We start from the raw sequence: 17,771 nt of genomic DNA on the forward strand, positions 1-17,771 counted from the left end.
CCTGGCCACCCTGCTGCCGATGGCCGCCCGCCAGCGCGACTACCTCACCGCCGACGAGGCGTACGCGGCCCACGCGGGCCGGGCCGCCGGCGACCTGCGGGACATCGCCGCCGCCGGGGCCGCCGACCGCACGGTGGCGGAGTCCCGGGACCTGGCCGAGAACCAGGTCCGCGCGGCCCGGTCACTGGCCCGCTGGTCCGGTGTACGGGTGGTGGCGCTCGCGGTCTGCGGCCGCTTCCCACCCCTCCTGCTGCTTGTCGGCGCTCCTTGGCTGCTCCGCGACGGCCTTACGTCCGGCGCACTGGTGGGCGCGCTGACGTACCTCACCCAGGCGCTGGCTCCGGCGGTCCAGGCGCTGATGACCATGCTCTCCACGGTCGGCGGCCGCCTGCTGGTGGTCCTGGACCGCTTCACGGACACGCCGCCGCCCCCGGCCGAGGACGAGGCCGACACCCCTCGACCGCTTCCGGAGGGCCACGCCCCCGTGGCCGAACTCCGCGCCGCCACCTTCGCGTACGGGCCCGCCGCGCACCCCGTGCTGGACCGGCTCTCCCTCTCCGTCGCCCCCGGCGAGCACCTGGCCGTCGTCGGGCCGAGCGGCAGCGGCAAGTCGACGCTCGCCGCAGTCCTCGCCGGCGTGGAGGCGCCGACCGGAGGCGCGGTGCTGTGGCACGGGCGGCCGGTGCGAGGGGCCGACGCCACCTCCGTACGTGTCCTGCTGCCCCAGCACGCCTACGTGTTCACCGGCTCGCTGCGCGACAACCTCCGCTACCTCCGCCCGGGCGCGGATGACCGGTCCATGGCCGCCATGATCGACGCGCTCGGCCTGGACTGCCTGCTCTCCCGGCTCGGATCACTCGACGCGGACCTGGAACCGGACCGGCTCTCCCAGGGGGAGCGTCAGCTGGTAGCCCTCGGCCGGGCGTATCTGGCGGCCCCGCCCATGATCGTGCTCGACGAGGCGACCAGCCGCCTGGACCCGGCCGCCGAGACCCGCGCCGAGCTCGCCTTCGCCGCGCTGCCGGGCGCCCTTGTGGTCGTCGCCCACCGTCTCAGCTCGGCCCGCCGCGCCGACCGGATCCTCGTGATGGACGGCCCCCGCACCCGCTGCGGGACCTCCGCGGAACTGCTGCGGACCTCGGCCCTCTACCGGGACCTGGCAGGGCTCTGGGAACCGGACGAGGAGCCCCGCCGCAACAATGGCGAACCTGACAGCCGGCCCACGGGAACGGGTTCATATCCACCCCGCCTCCTTCGCCCGTCTGATGGCGTCGACCCGATTGCGCGCCCCGGACTTCCGAATGGCGGCGGCGACGTAGTTGCGCACCGTGCCGGGGGTCAGATGCAGCCGCTGCGCGATACCGGAGACGGTTTCCCCGCCCTCGGCAAGGGAGAGCACACTCAATTCCCTTGGCGATAAGGGCATGTCGGCCACTTGTAACAGGCTGAACGCAAGTGACTCGTCGATATACCGTCCGCCGTCGGCCAGTTTGTGCATGACTTCGGAGAGGTCGTCCACCGGCCGGTACTTGTCGATATATCCGCGGGCGCCCGCCTCGTAGGCCCGACGCAGCCCCCGCGGCCGGTCGCTGCCGGTGAGGACCGCCAGCGGACAGCCCCTGCCGTGCGGTTCGGCCAGCGACCTCACCTCCTCCAGGACGTCCAGCGCGTTCGGACAGTCGAGGTCGGTGAGCAGCACATCCGGTCCTGGTCCCGGCCCGGCGCCGGCGAATGCCGAACGTATCGCGCCCCGGTCAGCCGTCGTCACGTCTATTCCCTGCCCCGCACCGAGCAGGGAGGCCAGCGAAGCGCGCCACAGCGGCACGGTGTGGACCAGCAGAACGGTTGTCATCAAGCTGCCCTCGGCATTTCTCTCCTGGCGCGCACTACAGGCGTATCGCAGAATGCGATGGCGTGTGCGCGTCGAGTGACGGGTCTCCAGTGGAGCGCATGAGCATTCGGGTACGCCGACGAATTGGCGGATTCCCGTGCCTGATGGGCGCGGACAGGGGCGTCCGGATGTACAGCGGGAGCGCACGGCGTGGTGGAACGGCTGGAACCGGCTCAGTTCAGCAGGGCCCGGGCCGCCTGGGCCTTGTGCCGGATCGCCTCGGCCGTGGTCGGCTCGATGGTGTCGAGCACCTCCGCGTACTCCTCCATCTCCGCCGCCCCGCGCTGGAACTCCCCGCGCTGGACCAGGAGCTGGGCCCGCTCGTAGCGCAGCCGCGCCGGGTGCGAGGGCAGCAGCAGCGAGAGCTCCACCGCCCAGAGGGCCACATCCGTGCGCTCGGGGCGGGCGGCGGCCCAGGCCCTGATGTTGTTCAGGATCCGCAGCACGATCTCCAACGGCCGGGCGGGTGTCAGCATGGACGGCTCCAGCGGGGCCCCCGTCGCCGCGGTGACCAGGAGGTCCGCGTCCTGGCCGGTCAGCGGCGCGCCCCCGGTGAACGGATCGACGAGCACCGGCTGTGCCGGGTCCCCGAAGCCGACCACGAAGTGGCCGGGCAGAGCCACCCCGAACACCGGGGCACCGGCCCGCCGGGCGACCTCGATCCAGACCACCGAGAGCAGGATCGGCAGCCCCCGGCGGCGCCGCAGCACCTGCTGGAGGAGCGAGGACTCCAGCCGCTGGTAGTCCGCCGGCGACCCGCCGAACTCGTGCCGTTCGCCGAGCAGTTCGGCCAGCGCCGAGGCCCAGGCGACGGGGGAGCGGGCGCCGTGGGGCAACAGCCCGGCCAGCCGGTCCAGTTCGATCTGCGCCGTGTCGATCCCGTGCGGGTCCAAGGAAGTCTCCCCCGGGTCGACCGGGCGCGGTTCCTCGGGGCCGACCGGGCCCGCCTCCGCGCCCACCAGCAGACAGAGCAGCGCCAGATCCGGCCGCTCGGACCGGGCCTCATCGGCGAACTGCCGCCGGCGGTCGGCCGTACCGGAATCCTGCGCGCTCATATGCGACCCATGCCCCTGCTCGTCCCTGCTGCTGGCTCCCCCGCCCCGGCCAGGGGGTCCGGTCTCCGTTACGCGGGCCGGAAGTGGTGATAGCGGTGGTGCGGCGTGAAGCCCATGCCGTCGTACAGCGCCCGTGCCCCTTCATTGTCCTCCTCCACCTGGAGCCAGGCCGCCGAGGCGCCCTCGTCCAGGGCCCGGCGCGCGAGCGCGGTCATCACCGTGGTGGCCAGCCCCCGCCGCCGCTGCTCCGGGGCGACCTCGACGGCCATGAAGCCCGCCCACCGCCCGTCCACGACGCACCTGCCGATCGCGTCCGGTGCGCCGGCGTCGCCCGGGACCGTGGCGAACCAGACCGAGGGGCCGCTGCCCAGGACCCGCAGCACATGCGGGCCGGGGGTCGAGAAGCGCTGGTAGCGGGCGAGCCAGGCCGCGTCCGGCTCACGCGTCAGCCGCACCGCCGAAACGTCCGCGTCCAGATCGCCGACGGGTGCCAGCGCGGCGATCCGCACCTCGGCCGAGACCTCGCGCCGCCAGCCGTGCCGCTCCAGCTCCGCGCACAGCGTCTCCTGCGTGCCCTCGGCCCCGGTCGCCGTCTGGATGTACGCGGGCAGGCCCCGTTCCTCGTACCAGCTTCCGACCCGTCCGAACGCCTCGCCGAGCGGCAGACCCGGATCGCCGAGCGGCAGCGCGGAGTTGGCGCGCCGGGTGAAGCCCCCGGCGGCGCGCAGCCGCCAGTCGCCCAGGGCCTCGCTCTCCACCGGCTGCCAGGCGCGCGCGGTGACGTCCGCCAGCTCCTCGAAGGAGGCGGCGGGGCCCCGCCGGCGGGCCGGCGCGGCGGGTACCACCTTGCCCGCGACCAGCGACGATTCCGCGATGTGGACGGACTCCCCGCTCTTTCGTGTGATCGACAGCACACCGCCGTTCCATGATGTGAGAACCCCGATCGTGTCGGTGAACTCCAGGCCCGTGCCGGCGCTGTCCGTCCGGCACCGCACGGACACGCGTTTGCCCACGTCAGCCGGTGTGATGCGGACTTCCAGCCGTCCGCCGATGGTGAATTCCACAGCTCTGTCCGCCCCTCCTGTTCGGATCGTGCCCGAGAACGGAGATACTAGGGGCGGGCATCGACGACGCCGCGCTCCCGCGCGAGAGCCAACGCCCTACCGAGGAGGAACGACAGCGTGACCTACGTCATCGCGCAGCCTTGTGTCGACGTGAAGGACAAGGCCTGCATCGAAGAGTGCCCCGTCGACTGCATTTACGAGGGCCAGCGGTCCTTGTACATCCACCCGGACGAATGCGTCGACTGCGGAGCCTGTGAGCCGGTCTGCCCGGTCGAGGCCATCTTCTACGAGGACGACACTCCGGAGGAGTGGAAGGACTACTACAAGGCGAACGTCGAGTTCTTCGACGACCTCGGTTCGCCGGGCGGTGCTTCCAAGCTCGGTCTCATCGAGCGCGACCACGCGTTCGTCGCCGGACTGCCGCCGCAGAACCAGTAGAACGGCGGCACCACGTGCGCAGCCCGGTCCCGTACGGTCAGTCACCGTGCGGGACCGAGGCGTATCCCCGTACGGCCGCCGTCGCCGCGCACGCAGCCGCCGGTACATGAACAGCCCGAGAAAGCAGAGCCCTGTGTCCGCAGTCTCCTCCCGCCTCCCGGCATTCCCCTGGGACAAGCTCGCGCCGTACAAGTCGACGGCGCAGGCCCACCCCGACGGTCTGGTGGACCTGTCCGTCGGCACCCCGGTGGACCCGGTTCCCGAGCTGATCCAGCAGGCGCTCGTCGCCGCGTCGGACAGCCCCGGCTATCCGACGGTCTGGGGCACCGAGGCCCTGCGTGACGCGCTCACCGGCTGGGTGGAGCGCCGCCTCGGGGCGGTCGGGGTGACCCACGCGAACGTGCTGCCGGTCGTCGGCTCCAAGGAGCTGGTGGCCTGGCTGCCGACGCAGCTCGGCCTCGGCGCGGGAGACCGGGTCGCCTACCCGCGGCTCGCCTACCCGACGTACGAGGTCGGCGCCCGGCTCTGCGGTGCCGAGCCCGTCGTCTACGACGACCCGACCGAGCTGGACCCGGCGGGGCTGAAGCTGCTCTGGCTCAACTCGCCCTCCAACCCGACCGGGCGGGTGCTGGCCAAGGATGAGCTGACCCGGATCGTCGCCTGGGCGCGCGAGCACGGCGTACTGGTCTTCAGCGACGAGTGCTACCTGGAGCTGGGCTGGGACGCCGAGCCGGTCTCGGTGCTCCACCCGGACGTCTGCGGCGGTGACTGCACGGGACTGGTCGCCGTCCACTCCCTCTCCAAGCGCTCCAACCTCGCCGGATACCGGGCCGCGTTCATCGCGGGCGACGCGGCCGTCCTCGGTGAGCTGCTGCTGATCCGCAAGCACGGCGGGATGATGACTCCCGCCCCCGTCCAGGCCGCCACCGTCGCCGCCCTCGGCGACGACGTGCACGTGGCCGAGCAGCGCGCCCGCTACGCGGACCGCCGCCTCGCCCTGCGGGCCGCCCTGGAGGAGCACGGCTTCCGGATCGAGCACAGCGAGGCGAGCCTCTACCTGTGGGCCACCCGCGACGAGCCGTGCTGGCAGACCGTGGCGTACCTCGCGGAGCTGGGCATCCTGGTGGCGCCCGGGGACTTCTACGGGCCGGCGGGCGAGAACTTCGTCCGGGTGGCCTTCACGGCGACCGACGAGCGGGTGGCGGCGGCGGTCAAGCGGCTGTCCTGACGCACCTGGACGTACCTACGCGTACGCGGGAGGGCCTGAGGGGTGCGCACTCCTCAGGCCCTCCCGCGCGTTCACGGAGTGGTGAATCAGCCGACCGGCAGACCGCCCGTCAGGCCGTTGGTGGGCAGGCCGCCGCCGAGGGCGTCGGTGGGCAGGCCGCCCTTGGTGACGGCGTCGGTGGGCAGACCGCCACCCAGAGCGTCGGTGGGCAGGCCACCCCCGGCGGCGTCGGTCACACCGCCGACGGCCTCGCCCGCGTTGCCCGCGGCCTGGCCCGCGGTCTCCTGGGCCGCGGGGGCGGCGACCCTGGCGGTCTTGCCCGCGGTCTGGCCCGCGGCCGGCAGGGCGGTGCCGACGAGACGGCCGCCGGTGTCACCGGCGGCCTGGGTGCCCTGCTGGGCGGCGCTGTCCACGGTGTTGCCGAGGCCGGCGCCGTCCAGTGCGGTCAGACCGCCCAGGTTCGGGGTCTGCGGGAGCTCTGCGGCGCCCGCGGCACCGGCCGCACCGACCACGGGGGCTGCACCTGCGGCGATCAGCAGCGCGGTACGAGCGATCCGACGGGCCAGGGGGAGAGACATGATGCTCCTTCGACGGGGTGTGCACGAATGTGTCTGTCCGTTGATCGGACGCACTGACAACCGCCTTGGGGGAGGGGAAAGTTGCGGTGGCCGAAGGTAAAGACTGAGTAATGCGTCCGATAATCCGCAGCGGAGGAATCCGGGCAAACAATGCATTCCGCGGCGGTCCGGTGAACCGTCACTTCCCTTGCGGCGCAAGGGGATCACGGCAGGGCGAGCGCATCGTCGAAAGGTGTGCGGAAAAGGTCCGGGGCGAAGTCCCCCAAGGCCCGTACGGGTGACAGGTCGTACTACTGGGCGACCCGGATCGCGACCGCCGCGGTGCCCGGTTCCTCACCCTTCGTGCGTTCCGTCCGCCAGCCCGAAGAGGCGTCCCACACCCGGTCCGCGTAGCTCACCCGCTCGATCCGCAGCGCCTCGGAGTGGGCCACGGCCCAGTGCGCCAGCTCCCACCCGCGGCGCGGTGCGGCCTTGCTCCCGGCCCGGTCCGTCGTCGCCGGGACGGGCACCGAAACGGTCGCCGAGGCGGACGCGCCCGCGGCCTTCGCGGTGGGCAGCACCTTCTTCCCGAAGGCGCGCACCAGTTCGGCCCGCACCTGCGCGGCGTCGCCCGGACCGTCCGCGGTGGCCGTCGAGGGGGTGCAGTTCAGCACGGCGGGCTTGCGCCCGGTCAGCGCGGCGGCCAGCAGCGCGGCGTCCGGCTCGTGCTTCGCGTACGCCTGCGGGAAACCGCTGCGCTGCACGCGCTGCGCGGCCACGGTCAGCGGGAGGCGCGAATAGCCCGGGACCTCGGCGAGATGCTCGTAGAACTTCCCGGCCGAGTAGACCGGGTCCATGATCTGCTCCACGGTGCCCCAGCCCTGCGAGGGCCGCTGCTGGAACAGGCCCACCGAGTCCCGGTCGCCGTAGTCGATGTTGCGGAGCGTGGACTCCTGGAGCGCGGTGGCCAGCGCGATCGTGACCGCCCGCTCCGGCATCCCCCGGGTGGTGCCGACCGCCGAGATCGTCGCCGCGTTCGCGGCCTGGGCGAGGCTCATCTCGTACCTGTGCGAGGTGCCCCCGTCCTCGTCCGTCGCCTCCACGACGCAGCGGGGCTGGTTCTTCGAGCCGGAGGAGTCGTACTGCACGGCCAGATACCCGCCCAGCGCCGCGAGCACGGCGAAGGCGGCCGCGTATCGGAGGAGGCGGCTGCGACGGCGAGGGCTGGCTGTCCTGGGCACGGGCCCACGGTACTGGAGGCCCCGGCCGGGGCCTCCACCCAAGTCCCTTAGGGTCGGGGCCATGGCCGACAGCACGCTTGACCTCACTCTGGACGGACCCGCGCTCACCGCCCGGCTCGTCGATCTCCCCTCGGTCAGCGGGGAGGAGAAGGCCCTCGCCGACGCGATCGAATCGGCTCTGCGCGCCCTGCCCCACCTGACCGTCGACCGGCACGGCAACAACGTCGTCGCCCGGACGAACCTGGGCCGCTCCGAGCGCGTCGTCCTCGCCGGGCACATCGACACCGTGCCGATCGCCGACAATGTCCCCTCGCGGCTCGACGCGGACGGCATCCTCTGGGGCTGCGGGACCTCCGACATGAAGTCCGGCGTCGCCGTCCAGCTGCGGATCGCCGCGACGGTCCCCGAGCCCAACCGCGATCTGACCTTCATCTTCTACGACAACGAAGAAGTCGCCGCCCACCTCAACGGCCTCGGCCACATCGCCGAAGCCCACCCCGACTGGCTCGCCGGAGACTTCGCGGTCCTCCTGGAGCCCTCCGACGGCGAGGTCGAGGGCGGCTGCCAGGGCACGCTCCGGGTTCACCTGCGTACGACGGGGGAGCGGGCACACTCCGCGCGCAGCTGGATGGGCTCCAACGCCGTCCACGCCGCCGCCCCGATCCTGGCGGCCCTCGCCGCGTACGAGCCCCGCCGCCCGGTCATCGACGGCCTCGAATACCACGAGGGCCTCAACGCCGTCGGCATCGAGGGCGGTGTAGCCACCAACGTCATCCCGGACGCCTGCACCGTCGTCGTCAACTACCGCTACGCCCCCGACCGCAGTGAGGAGGAGGCGATCGCCCACGTCCGCGAGGTCTTCGCGGACTGCGGCGTTGCCGAGTTCGTCATCGACGACCACTCCGGTGCGGCCATGCCCGGGCTCTCCCACCCCGCCGCCCAGGCGTTCATGACCGCGGTCGGCGGCACCGCGCGGCCCAAGTTCGGCTGGACCGACGTCTCCCGCTTCGGCGCCCTCGGCGTCCCCGCGGTGAACTACGGCCCCGGCGACCCGATGTACGCCCACAAGCGCGACGAGCACGTGGCGGTCGAGAAGATCACCCACTGCGAGGACCGCCTCCGCTCCTGGCTGACCGGCTGACCGCCGGACGCACGGCATTCCCCCGCGCGTAACCTCCGTGGATCTACGCTGGCCGGACGCAGCACGACACGTACGACCCAGCACGACGCAGGTCGGTGGAGGGAGCGGAACATGGGCAACGCCGAGGACGCACGGATTCCCGAAGGTGCGGAGGTCCCCGAGGGCGCGGTGGCCCCCGAGGAGCAGTGGCTGGGTCCGGTACTGCGCCGCAGGGAGCAGGTCCAGCCCGGCACGACCGATCAGCGGCTGCTGGACTCCGAGGGCGATTCCGAGTGGGTGCACACCGACCCCTGGCGGGTGATGCGCATCCAGTCGGAGTTCGTCGAGGGCTTCGGCGCGCTCGCCGAACTGCCGAGCGCGATCAGCGTCTTCGGCTCGGCCCGCACGCCCGCCGGGTCGCCGGACTACGAGGCCGGGGTGGCGATCGGCAAGGCCCTGGTCGACGCGGGCTTCGCGGTGATCACCGGCGGCGGCCCGGGCGCGATGGAAGCCGCCAACAAGGGCGCCCGGGAGGCCAAGGGCGTCTCGGTCGGCCTCGGCATCGAGCTGCCCTTCGAGTCGGGGCTGAACCCCCACGTCGACATCGGCGTCAACTTCCGCTACTTCTTCGTCCGCAAGACGATGTTCGTGAAGTACGCCCAGGGCTTCGTTGTCCTCCCCGGCGGCCTCGGCACTCTGGACGAGCTCTTCGAGGCGCTGACCCTCGTCCAGACCGGCAAGGTCACCCGCTTCCCGATCGTCCTCTTCGGCACCGAGTACTGGGGCGGCCTGATCGACTGGCTCCGCGACACGGTGGTCGCCCAGGGCAAGGCATCGGACAAGGACCTGATGCTCTTCCACGTGACGGACGACGTGGAGGAGGCGGTCATGCTGGTGACGAAGGAGGTCGGGCGGTGAACGGCTGAGCCCGCCCGGCAGAACGCAGGCCCGTCCGGCGATTGAGGACATCTTTCCAGCCCTCCAGCCCTCCGGCGCTTGGGGAGCGGGGCCCAGGGGCAGCGCCCCGGGCCCCGCTCATCGGGCAGGCGCCCGGCGCCAGGCCCTACGCCAGCCCCCTCCGCGCCACGGCCGGAGGCCGGTGCCCGGCAATCGACGCCACCATGTCCAGCACCTGCCGCGTCTCCGCCACCTCATGCACCCGGTACACCTGCGCCCCCAGCCACGCCGAGACCGCCGTCGTCGCCAGCGTGCCGATGACCCGCTCCTTCACCGGCCGGTCCAGCGTCTCGCCGACGAAGTCCTTGTTGGACAGGGACACCAGCACCGGCCACCCCGTCTCCGCCATCTCCCCGAGCCGCCGCGTCGCCTCCAGCGAGTGCCGGGTGTTCTTCCCGAAGTCGTGACCCGGGTCGATCATGATCCCGTCCGGCCGCACCCCGAGCTCCACCGCCCGCTCGGCAAGCCCCACGGTCACCCGCAGGATGTCCGCCATCACATCGTCGTACGCGATCCGGTGCGGCCGGGTCCGCGGCTCCGCGCCGCCCGCGTGCGTGCACACCAGCCCCGCCCCGTACCGCGCCGCGACCTCCGCGAGCTTCGGGTCCACCCCGCCCCACGCGTCGTTCAGCACGTCCGCCCCGGCCTCGCAGACCGCCTCGCCCACCTCGTGCCGCCAGGTGTCGACGCTGATCACCACGTCCGGGTGGCGGCGGCGGACCTCGGCGACGAACCCCACCGTGCGGCGCGCCTCCTCCTCCGCGTTCACCTCCTCGCCGGGACCCGCCTTCACACCGCCGATGTCGATGATCGCGGCGCCCTCGGCCACCGCCTGCTCGACCCGGGCGAGCGCGGGCTCGTCCTGGAACGTGGCGCCCTGGTCGTAGAAGGAGTCCGGGGTCCGGTTCACGATCGCCATGATCACCGGCTCGTGCGGACCGAATTCCCGCCGCCCCAGCCTGAGTGCACCGCTTCGCATCCCCTGTTTCCTCCTCAGTAGCCCGCCTGCGACCCTAACGGTCGGCCCGACCGGTCAGTGCCGCATGCTGTCAGTGCCTCGTGGCACGATCGGTGCCGGACGAGGTTTCCGCCCCCGGGGAGATACGCGTGTTCTGGTTCTTGCTGCTCACGATGGTCGTGGTCGTCACGGCGGTCACCCTCGCGGTGGTCGGCGGCGGCGGGAGCCCGGTGCTCCAGGACGTGGAGCCCGAGCGGTTCACCGATCCGCTGCCCACGACCCGCCCGGTAGGCCGGGCCGACGTCGAGGGGCTGCGCCTCCCGATGGCCGCGCGCGGCTATCGCATGGCGGACGTCGACGAGGCGCTGTCCCGGCTCGGCGCCGAGCTGGCCGAGCGGGACTCCCGGATCGCGGAGCTGGAATCCGCCCTGGCCGGTGTGCAGGCGGCCGCGGTGTCGACGGGCACCGACCTGTTCAAGCAGCCGGGAGACCGGCCCGCCGAGCCGCGCGGCCGGGAGAACGGCGGCGCGGACCCGGCCGAGAGGGACGAGCGATGAGCGGCGGAGCCGTGACGGCCCCCGACGGAGGCCTGCGCTGCCCGTGGGGCCTGTCCGCCGAGGACTACCTCGACTACCACGACACCGAGTGGGGCCGCCCGGTCCACGGCGACGACGCCCTGTTCGAGCGGCTCTGCCTGGAGGCCTTCCAGTCCGGGCTGTCCTGGATCACGATCCTGCGCCGCCGCGAGACCTTCCGTGCCGCCTTCGAGGGATTCCGGATCGGGGCGGTCGCGAAGTTCACCGACGCCGACCGGGAGCGGCTTCTCGCCGACCCGGGGATCATCCGCAACCGGGCCAAGGTCGACGCGACCCTCGCCAATGCGAAGGTGCTCGCCGACTGGCCGGCCGGGGAGCTGGACGAGCTGATCTGGTCCTACGCCCCCGACCCGGCCGGCCGGCCCGCCCCGCGCACGCTGTCGGACGTGCCGGCCGTCACCCCCGAGTCCACCGCGCTGGCCAAGGCGCTGAAGAAGCGCTCGATCCGCTTCGTCGGCCCCACCACCGCCTACGCCCTGATGCAGGCGTGCGGACTGGTCGACGACCACCTCGCGGACTGCGTGGCGCGCGGCGGCGGCAGCACGGCTCGCTGAAGGGTTACCGACCCCCGGGGCGGAAGGGGCTACTTCCCGAGGTAGACCGGCTTCTCCTTGGCGAGGAACGCCTCGACCGCGATGGTGTGGTCCGCCGACGCGCCCGCCCGGGTCTGGAGTACGTCCTCCTTCTCCAGCGCCTCGGCGAGCGTGTGCCCCGCGCCGTAGGCCATCGACTCCTTCAGCGCCGCGTACGCCACCGTGGGCCCGTCGGCCAGGGTTCGGGCCACCGAGGCGGCCTGCTCGGCCAGCTCGGCTGCCGGGACAACGCGGTTGACGATGCCCAGCTCGTACGCGTCCTGGGCGGAGATCGAACGCGGGAAGAACAGCAGGTCGGCGGCGCGGCTCTGCCCGATCAGCCGGGGCAGCGTCCAGGACACGCCGGAGTCGGCGGTCAGCGCGACGCCCGCGAACGAGGTGTTGAAGGAGGCGGTGTCGGCCACCACCCGGTAGTCGGCCGCCAGAGCGAAACCGAACCCGGCCCCGGCCGCGACGCCGTTCACCCCGGCGACGACCGGCTTCGGCATCTCGGTGATCGCCCGCACGATCGGGTTGTAGTGCTCCCGTACCGTGCTCAGCGCGTTCCCGCTGCCCGACTCACGGGTCGCCGCGAGCGAGGCGACGTGCTCCTTGAGGTCCTGGCCGACGCAGAAGGCGCGCCCGGTGGCCGTGAGCAGAACGGCCCGGACGTCCGCGTCCGCCGACGCCTCCACCAGCGCGTCCCGGAGCGCGACCTTCGCCGCGGTGTTCATCGCGTTCATCGCGTCGGGTCGGTTGATCGTGATCGTCGCGAGCCCCTCGCTCACGTCGTACAGAACGGTGTTCGCCTGCTCGTCGGCCATTCCGGTATCCCCTCACTGCTCGGGCATCGTTGCCACTGGAGGCAAGCATGGCCGACGCCGACCGGGGCAGAGATGTGACCTGCGTCTAACAATTGGCTCTCACCTGGGAGGCCGGGGCGGCGCAGTATCGCAGCCGGATCGCCGAATTGGGGGGTTTTGCGAGAGCGCGTTGCGCAAGCGATGCGGACCGATGTTGGTCATCGGGGTCCCTGATGCGGGATAATGGCGAAGAAGCAATGTGTTCGATGCCGGTGAGGCAGCGCCTGTCATGGGGCCGCCGGTTGCGATGAGCTGGTTTCAGGAAGGGGAACGAGCATGGCGGCCATGAAGCCGCGGACGGGCGACGGCCCGCTCGAGGTGACAAAGGAGGGGCGGGGCATCGTCATGCGCGTTCCGCTCGAAGGCGGCGGTCGGCTTGTTGTCGAGCTGACTCCGGACGAGGCCGATGCCCTCGGCGACGCGCTGAAGAAGGTCGTCGGCTGACGCGGAACGCCCATCACCTTCACCGCTGCCCCGGTACGGCATCCACGGATGCCGTACCGGGGCAGCGGTGCGTTCCGGGGCCGTACGGGAACACCGGGGAACGACAGGGAACACCCGGGCGTACGGGGTCAGCCGCGCCGGACCGCGCAGAGCAGGCCGTCGCCGACCGGCAGCAGGGTCGACATCAGCTCCTGGCTCTCCCGCACCGCCCGCAGCAGGTCCCGCAGCCGCAGCACTTCGGCGGGCTGGGCGGCGGAGTCGACCGTGCGGCCGTCCGCGAAGACGCCCTCGAAACAGACCAGGCCGCCGGGCCGCAGCAGGCGCAACGATTCAGCGAGCACGTCGAGGCTCTCCAGCCGGTCGCCGTCGCAGAAGACGAGGTCGTAACCGCCGTCCGCGAGCCGGGGCAGGACGTCCAGGGCGCGGCCGGGGATGAACCGGGCCCGGTTGGTGGCGAAGCCCGCCTCGCGGAACGCCTCCCGGGCGAACTGCTGGCGCTCGGGCTCGGGGTCCACCGTGGTCAGGACGCCGTCCGGCCGCATGCCGTGCAGCAGATAGATGCCGGACACACCCGTGCCCGTGCCGATCTCCGCCACCGCCTTGGCGTCCGCGGCGGCGGCCAGCAGGCGCAGCGCGGCGCCGGTGCCCGGTGACACCGAGCGGAGCCCCAGCTCGCGGGCCCGTTCCCGGGCCCGGTGCAGGGCTTCGTCCTCGGCGACAAAGGCGTCGGCGAACGCCCAGCTCGTCTGCCGGTTGGCGGTAATGACCCTCTCCTGTCCCCGTAGTTGGCGCAACGGTGACTGTATCCGCTGGACCCGGGAACCCGCAGATGGGACCGGGCGTTGTGCAAGGAGTGGGGAAAGCGCAGCGACCCGGCCCGCGGATCGGACCGGTGAGCTGCGGGGAAGTTCCGGGCCCTGCCCGGCCCCAACAGGGAAAAGGCTTATCCGGAGCTAACGGGCGAGGTGGCTATGGTAGGGGCTCCACTGGACACCACCAGAGCCGATAGGGGAGGTGCGGCTGCGCCTGTGGATCGGGGAGGGGTGCTGAGGCGCCTTCTCAGGTCGGCCGGTGAGCCGAAATCCGTGACCAACATTGCTGACCGTTCTTCCGAAGACTCCGCACCGACCGCGACCTTCGCCTCTGATGCGGATTCTCAGGCGTGGACCCCGCCCTCATGGGAAGAGATCGTCAGCACGCACAGCGGTCGCGTGTACCGCCTCGCCTACCGGCTGACAGGAAACCAGCACGACGCCGAGGACCTCACCCAGGAGGTCTTCGTCCGCGTGTTCCGCTCGTTGTCGACGTACACCCCGGGCACCTTCGAGGGCTGGCTGCACCGCATCACGACCAATCTCTTCCTCGACATGGTCCGCCGCAAGCAGCGCATCCGGTTCGACTCGCTGGGCGACGACGCGGCCGAGCGGCTGCCGAGCCGTGAGCCGTCCCCGCAGCAGGTCTTCAACGACACCCACTTCGACGCCGATGTGCAGCAGGCGCTGGACACCCTCGCGCCCGAATTCCGCGCGGCCGTGGTCCTCTGCGACATCGAGGGCCTCAGCTACGAGGAGATCGCCGCGACCCTCGGGGTGAAGCTCGGCACCGTCCGCAGCCGCATCCACCGGGGCCGCTCGCATCTGCGCAAGGCCCTCAAGCACCGTTCGCCCGAGGCCCGCGCCGAGCAGCGCTCCCTGGCGGACGCGGTCCTGGCGGGGGAGGGCGGAACGGCGTGAGTGGTACAGGTCCGACCCCTGCCGAAGCGCACCTGGGGGACCGGCTCGCCGCGCTGGTCGACGGCGAGCTGAATCATGACGCCCGCGAGCGGGTCCTGGCCCACCTGGCGACCTGCGCCAAGTGCAAGGCCGAGGCCGACGCCCAGCGCCGCCTCAAGAGCGCCTTCGCCATGTCCGCCTCACCTTCACCCTCCGAGGGGTTCCTGGCCCGCTTGCAGGGCCTTCCCGGGGGTCCCGGCGGCGACGGCACCGGCTCCGGTTCACCGTTCGGCGGCCGGGGTCCCTTCGCCGACGAGTTCTACCCCGGGCTGCGGCCCTCCACCGGCGGCACCCGCACCGACGCCGCGCGCTCCCCCCTGGACGGCTTCGGCTACCTCCCCGCCGCGCACGGCTCCACCGCCGTGCTGCCCGGCGCCTCCGGTTCCGGTTCGGTCTTCCGCATACACGAGGTGTCCCGCGACGCGGACCGTTCGCCGTGGCGCGGGCGGCGATTCGCGTTCGCCGCGGCCAGTGCCGTCTCCCTCGCGGCCATCGCGCTCGGCGGCACCCTGCCGCTGGAGTCCGGCGCCGAATCCCCGCTTCGTGCCGAGGGCAGCGGGAACAACGTGACCCCGCTCGACGCCGAGACCCGCGCCGAGAACGGCACCGACGCGGTCAGCCGCCGGGGCGGCGGCGCCCTCGCGGTGACCGGCGACGACGCGGCGGCGGGACAGCCCCCGAGCGGCACGACGGCCTCCGGGACGAACGGCGTGCCCCCGTCGCTCACGGGCACGGCGACTCCGGCGGATCCGGCCGTGACCCCGCCGGTGAACCGGCAGGCGGCGACGGCCGCACCGCTGCTTTTCGGCCTTTCCGCGCCGACCGGACACCCCTTCACGCTTCCCGCGCTGAACGTGTCCGTGCCGCCGCTGATACGCCCGACCGCCTCCGGTGCCCCGCTGCTCGCGGCGGCCCTCGGCGGCGGTGCGCTGTCGAAGCCGCCCCCGGCGGCAGCCCCCTCAGGACCGTCCCCGTCCGTGCCCGCCAACGATCTGGCGAGCCCCCTTTCCCCGCGCCGTTGACCGGACCCTGCGCGGGGATTCGCGAACCTGGTTGAATTCCGGTGAGGGACGCCTCTGTGGGGCGTGCAGAGGCCAGTTGCGGGGAGAGCATGGACGACGGGAAGCCCACCGGGCCGCAGGCGAAATGGTGGAGTCGCCCCACGGGGCCGAAGAGCGAGTCGCAGGCCACTACGGCGTCCCCGGCCGTCACCGAGGACGCCTCGGCCGGTACGCAGGGCGCCCCGGAGGCGGCCGCCCCGGCCGTACCCGGCACCCCCGACCCGGTGGACACCCGCCGTACCCCGGACGCCCCGGCCCCGGACGCCTCGGCTCCGGATGCCCCGGCGCCCGGAGCGGTCGGCGGACTGGTTGCTTCCGGCTCCTCGTCGGACGCGTACGGCCACCCGGGCCCGGCCTCCTGCCCCGAAGGTCAGCCGCTGCACCAGCCTGACGAGTACAGCACCCCGCCCTACGGCGGCCCCGGCCCCTGGGCGCCCGCGCCCCCGGTGCAGCGGCCGACGCCGCCGCACGGCACCGCCGTACCGCCGCAGGCCGGCGGCCCGTCCCCGCAGTACGCCGCGACGAACGGTGCGGGTATCCCCGCCCCCGCCCCCGGCCCGGCACCGCGGTCCGCGCCCGAGGACAGCTTCGTAGCCCCGCCCCCGCAGCCGAGCGACGGCTTCGCACCCCTGCAGGCCCAGCACCCGCAACCCCCGGCGAACCCCGGGCCCCCGGCGAACCCCGCGCACGCGACGCACCCCGGGCCCGACGCACACGCACCACAGCAGCACACGCAGCAGCACACGCAGTGGCTCCAGTACGACCCCTGGGGCGCCCCGGGGCAGCCGCTGACCCGCGGCGGGCCGCCCGAAGGCGCCGAGCCGGGGCGGAAGAAGCGCCGCCGGGGCGGGGCGTTCGCGGGCGTGCTCCTGCTGACCCTGGTCGCGAGCGGCATCGGCGGCGGAGTCGGCGCGTACGTCGAGCGCAACGGCGGGCTGACCACGGTGGAACTGCCGCAGGCCGGCCGGGACAGCGGCGACCGGGCGCCCGAGAGCGTCGCGGGCATCGCCGCCAGCGCCCTGCCCAGCGTGGTCACCCTGCACGTCAGCGGCACCGCCGAGTCCGGCACGGGCACCGGCTTCGTCCTCGACGGCCAGGGCCACATCCTCACCAACAACCACGTCGTCGCCCCGGCCGGATCCAGCGGGGACATCACCGTGACGTTCAGCAGCGGTGAGACGGCCTCCGCCGAGCTGGTCGGCAAGGACAGCGGCTACGACCTCGCGGTCGTCAAGGTCCGCGGGGTCTCCGGACTCAAGCCCCTGCCCCTCGGCAACTCCGACAATGTGCGGGTCGGCGACCCGGTGGTGGCGATCGGCGCCCCCTTCGACCTGTCCAACACGGTGACCTCGGGCATCATCAGCGCCAAGCAGCGGCCGATCACCGCGGGCGGCGAGAAGGGCGACGGCAGCGACATCAGCTACGTCGACGCCCTTCAGACCGACGCCCCCATCAACCCGGGCAATTCCGGTGGTCCCCTGGTCGACACCAAGGCCCACGTCATCGGCATCAACAGCGCGATCCGTGCGGCCGACAGCGGCAAGGGCCCCGAGTCCGGCGGCCAGTCGGGTTCCATCGGCCTCGGCTTCGCGATACCCATCAACCAGGGCAAGCGCGTCGCCGAGGAGCTGATCAACACCGGGCGGGCGACCCACCCGGTCATCGGCGTGACGCTCGACATGAAGTTCACCGGCGACGGGGCCAAGGTCGGCACGAAGGGCGCCGACGGCGGACCGGCCGTCGCGAAGGACGGTCCGGCGGACAAGGCGGGCATCCGGTCCGGCGATGTCATCACCGAGGTCGAGGGCCAGCGGGTGCACAGCGGGGAGGAGCTGATCGTGAAGATCCGGGCCCACCGTCCGGGTGACGATCTGGACCTCGTCCTGACCCGGGGCGGCGAGGAGCGGACCGTGACGCTGACCCTCGGTTCGGCGAGCGGCACGTGACGGCCATC

At 72.8% G+C, this 17,771-nt stretch carries 18 protein-coding genes and 1 pseudogene; 11 read left to right on the plus strand and 8 right to left on the minus strand.

The features are described from left to right. Positions 1 to 364: 364 nt before the first annotated feature. Positions 365 to 910, plus strand: a pseudogene (locus RI138_RS32420) (ATP-binding cassette domain-containing protein); the annotation flags it as partial. 324 nt (positions 911 to 1,234) lie between these two features. Here RI138_RS32420 and RI138_RS22640 read toward each other — a convergent pair. The 3 genes from RI138_RS22640 to RI138_RS22650 all read right to left on the minus strand — a co-directional run bounded on the left by RI138_RS22640 (position 1,235) and on the right by RI138_RS22650 (position 4,010). Further along, positions 1,235 to 1,852 carry a response regulator transcription factor gene (locus RI138_RS22640; protein WP_311121391.1) on the minus strand — a complete coding sequence of 206 codons (618 nt, stop codon included), beginning with the start codon at positions 1,850 to 1,852 and terminating at the stop codon, positions 1,235 to 1,237. A gap of 212 nt (positions 1,853 to 2,064) precedes the next feature. Next, positions 2,065 to 2,946 (minus strand): transglutaminase-like domain-containing protein, encoded by an 882-nt coding sequence (locus tag RI138_RS22645; RefSeq protein WP_311121392.1) that lies wholly within the window; start codon positions 2,944 to 2,946, stop codon positions 2,065 to 2,067. Between the two features lie 68 nt (positions 2,947 to 3,014). After that, on the minus strand, positions 3,015 to 4,010 hold the full coding sequence (locus RI138_RS22650) for a GNAT family N-acetyltransferase (RefSeq protein ID WP_311121393.1): 996 nt from the start codon (positions 4,008 to 4,010) through the stop codon (positions 3,015 to 3,017). Between the two features lie 117 nt (positions 4,011 to 4,127). Here RI138_RS22650 and fdxA point away from each other — a divergent pair, with 117 nt between their 5' ends. After that, positions 4,128 to 4,448 carry a ferredoxin gene (gene fdxA / locus RI138_RS22655; RefSeq protein ID WP_003966501.1) on the plus strand — a complete coding sequence of 107 codons (321 nt, stop codon included), beginning with the start codon at positions 4,128 to 4,130 and terminating at the stop codon, positions 4,446 to 4,448. A gap of 133 nt (positions 4,449 to 4,581) precedes the next feature. Continuing rightward, the gene (gene dapC, locus RI138_RS22660; protein WP_311121394.1) at positions 4,582 to 5,676 is read left to right on the plus strand and encodes a succinyldiaminopimelate transaminase; all 1,095 of its coding nucleotides are present in this window, start codon (positions 4,582 to 4,584) and stop codon (positions 5,674 to 5,676) included. An 86-nt stretch (positions 5,677 to 5,762) separates the two neighbouring features. On the opposite strand, the gene RI138_RS22665 is transcribed toward dapC, so the two are convergent. Further along, positions 5,763 to 6,254, minus strand: a complete 492-nt coding sequence (locus tag RI138_RS22665; protein ID WP_311121395.1) for an ATP-binding protein — start codon at positions 6,252 to 6,254, stop codon at positions 5,763 to 5,765. A gap of 290 nt (positions 6,255 to 6,544) precedes the next feature. Next, positions 6,545 to 7,474, minus strand: coding sequence for a hypothetical protein (locus tag RI138_RS22670; RefSeq protein WP_311121396.1), 930 nt, complete (start codon positions 7,472 to 7,474; stop codon positions 6,545 to 6,547). A gap of 61 nt (positions 7,475 to 7,535) precedes the next feature. On the opposite strand from RI138_RS22670, the gene dapE reads away from it, so the two are divergent. Continuing rightward, positions 7,536 to 8,615 carry a succinyl-diaminopimelate desuccinylase gene (gene dapE, locus RI138_RS22675; RefSeq protein WP_096626972.1) on the plus strand — a complete coding sequence of 360 codons (1,080 nt, stop codon included), beginning with the start codon at positions 7,536 to 7,538 and terminating at the stop codon, positions 8,613 to 8,615. 111 nt (positions 8,616 to 8,726) lie between these two features. Continuing rightward, complete coding sequence (locus RI138_RS22680) at positions 8,727 to 9,512, plus strand: LOG family protein (protein ID WP_096626973.1); 786 nt, start codon at positions 8,727 to 8,729, stop codon at positions 9,510 to 9,512. Between the two features lie 145 nt (positions 9,513 to 9,657). On the opposite strand, the gene folP is transcribed toward RI138_RS22680, so the two are convergent. Continuing rightward, positions 9,658 to 10,530, minus strand: coding sequence for a dihydropteroate synthase (folP, locus tag RI138_RS22685; protein WP_096626974.1), 873 nt, complete (start codon positions 10,528 to 10,530; stop codon positions 9,658 to 9,660). 128 nt (positions 10,531 to 10,658) lie between these two features. Between folP and RI138_RS22690 the strand changes: the two genes are divergently transcribed. Together RI138_RS22690 and RI138_RS22695 are read left to right on the plus strand one after the other, a co-directional pair. Continuing rightward, positions 10,659 to 11,066, plus strand: a complete 408-nt coding sequence (locus RI138_RS22690) for a cell division protein DivIVA (protein ID WP_311121397.1) — start codon at positions 10,659 to 10,661, stop codon at positions 11,064 to 11,066. Then, positions 11,063 to 11,659: a DNA-3-methyladenine glycosylase I gene (locus RI138_RS22695; protein WP_311121398.1), complete on the plus strand. Its 597-nt coding sequence runs from the start codon at positions 11,063 to 11,065 to the stop codon at positions 11,657 to 11,659. The genes RI138_RS22690 and RI138_RS22695 overlap by 4 nt, the downstream gene beginning before the upstream one ends. Before the next feature lie 29 nt (positions 11,660 to 11,688). Here the strand turns inward: RI138_RS22695 and chcB are convergent, their stop codons facing one another. Continuing rightward, positions 11,689 to 12,501, minus strand: a complete 813-nt coding sequence (chcB, locus tag RI138_RS22700) for a 2-cyclohexenylcarbonyl CoA isomerase (RefSeq protein WP_096626977.1) — start codon at positions 12,499 to 12,501, stop codon at positions 11,689 to 11,691. A 315-nt stretch (positions 12,502 to 12,816) separates the two neighbouring features. On the opposite strand from chcB, the gene RI138_RS22705 reads away from it, so the two are divergent. Further along, a complete protein-coding gene (locus RI138_RS22705) occupies positions 12,817 to 12,984 on the plus strand; it encodes a DUF3117 domain-containing protein (RefSeq protein ID WP_003966491.1) in 168 nt (55 codons plus the stop codon). Positions 12,985 to 13,112: 128 nt separating this feature from the next. Here RI138_RS22705 and RI138_RS22710 read toward each other — a convergent pair whose 3' ends face one another. Then, entirely contained in the window at positions 13,113 to 13,778 is a 666-nt protein-coding gene (locus RI138_RS22710) for an O-methyltransferase (protein ID WP_096626978.1), read from the minus strand. Between the two features lie 177 nt (positions 13,779 to 13,955). Here RI138_RS22710 and sigE point away from each other — a divergent pair, with 177 nt between their 5' ends. The 3 genes from sigE (at position 13,956) to RI138_RS22725 (ending at position 17,763) form a co-directional block, all read left to right on the plus strand. Continuing rightward, positions 13,956 to 14,717, plus strand: a complete 762-nt coding sequence (gene sigE, locus RI138_RS22715) for an RNA polymerase sigma factor SigE (protein WP_179500089.1) — start codon at positions 13,956 to 13,958, stop codon at positions 14,715 to 14,717. Then, a complete protein-coding gene (locus tag RI138_RS22720) occupies positions 14,714 to 15,778 on the plus strand; it encodes an anti-sigma factor family protein (RefSeq protein WP_311121399.1) in 1,065 nt (354 codons plus the stop codon). Before sigE ends, RI138_RS22720 begins: the two co-directional genes overlap by 4 nt. An 89-nt stretch (positions 15,779 to 15,867) precedes the next feature. After that, the gene (locus RI138_RS22725; protein WP_311121400.1) at positions 15,868 to 17,763 is read left to right on the plus strand and encodes a trypsin-like peptidase domain-containing protein; all 1,896 of its coding nucleotides are present in this window, start codon (positions 15,868 to 15,870) and stop codon (positions 17,761 to 17,763) included. Positions 17,764 to 17,771: the final 8 nt, after the last annotated feature.

This window comes from Streptomyces durocortorensis, assembly GCF_031760065.1.
Taxonomy (GTDB): domain Bacteria; phylum Actinomycetota; class Actinomycetes; order Streptomycetales; family Streptomycetaceae; genus Streptomyces.

Bases quoted from the DNA above. Each gene is read 5' to 3' on its own strand.
- RI138_RS22640 (WP_311121391.1), bottom strand. From the start codon at position 1,852: ATGACAACCGTTCTGCTGGTCCACACCGTGCCGCTGTGGCGCGCTTCG.
- RI138_RS22645 (WP_311121392.1), bottom strand. From the start codon at position 2,946: ATGAGCGCGCAGGATTCCGGTACGGCCGACCGCCGGCGGCAGTTCGCC.
- RI138_RS22665 (WP_311121395.1), bottom strand. From the start codon at position 6,254: ATGTCTCTCCCCCTGGCCCGTCGGATCGCTCGTACCGCGCTGCTGATC.
- dapE (WP_096626972.1), top strand. From the start codon at position 7,536: ATGGCCGACAGCACGCTTGACCTCACTCTGGACGGACCCGCGCTCACC.
- RI138_RS22680 (WP_096626973.1), top strand. From the start codon at position 8,727: ATGGGCAACGCCGAGGACGCACGGATTCCCGAAGGTGCGGAGGTCCCC.
- folP (WP_096626974.1), bottom strand. From the start codon at position 10,530: ATGCGAAGCGGTGCACTCAGGCTGGGGCGGCGGGAATTCGGTCCGCAC.
- RI138_RS22695 (WP_311121398.1), top strand. From the start codon at position 11,063: ATGAGCGGCGGAGCCGTGACGGCCCCCGACGGAGGCCTGCGCTGCCCG.
- chcB (WP_096626977.1), bottom strand. From the start codon at position 12,501: ATGGCCGACGAGCAGGCGAACACCGTTCTGTACGACGTGAGCGAGGGG.
- RI138_RS22705 (WP_003966491.1), top strand. From the start codon at position 12,817: ATGGCGGCCATGAAGCCGCGGACGGGCGACGGCCCGCTCGAGGTGACA.
- sigE (WP_179500089.1), top strand. From the start codon at position 13,956: ATGGTAGGGGCTCCACTGGACACCACCAGAGCCGATAGGGGAGGTGCG.
- RI138_RS22725 (WP_311121400.1), top strand. From the start codon at position 15,868: ATGGACGACGGGAAGCCCACCGGGCCGCAGGCGAAATGGTGGAGTCGC.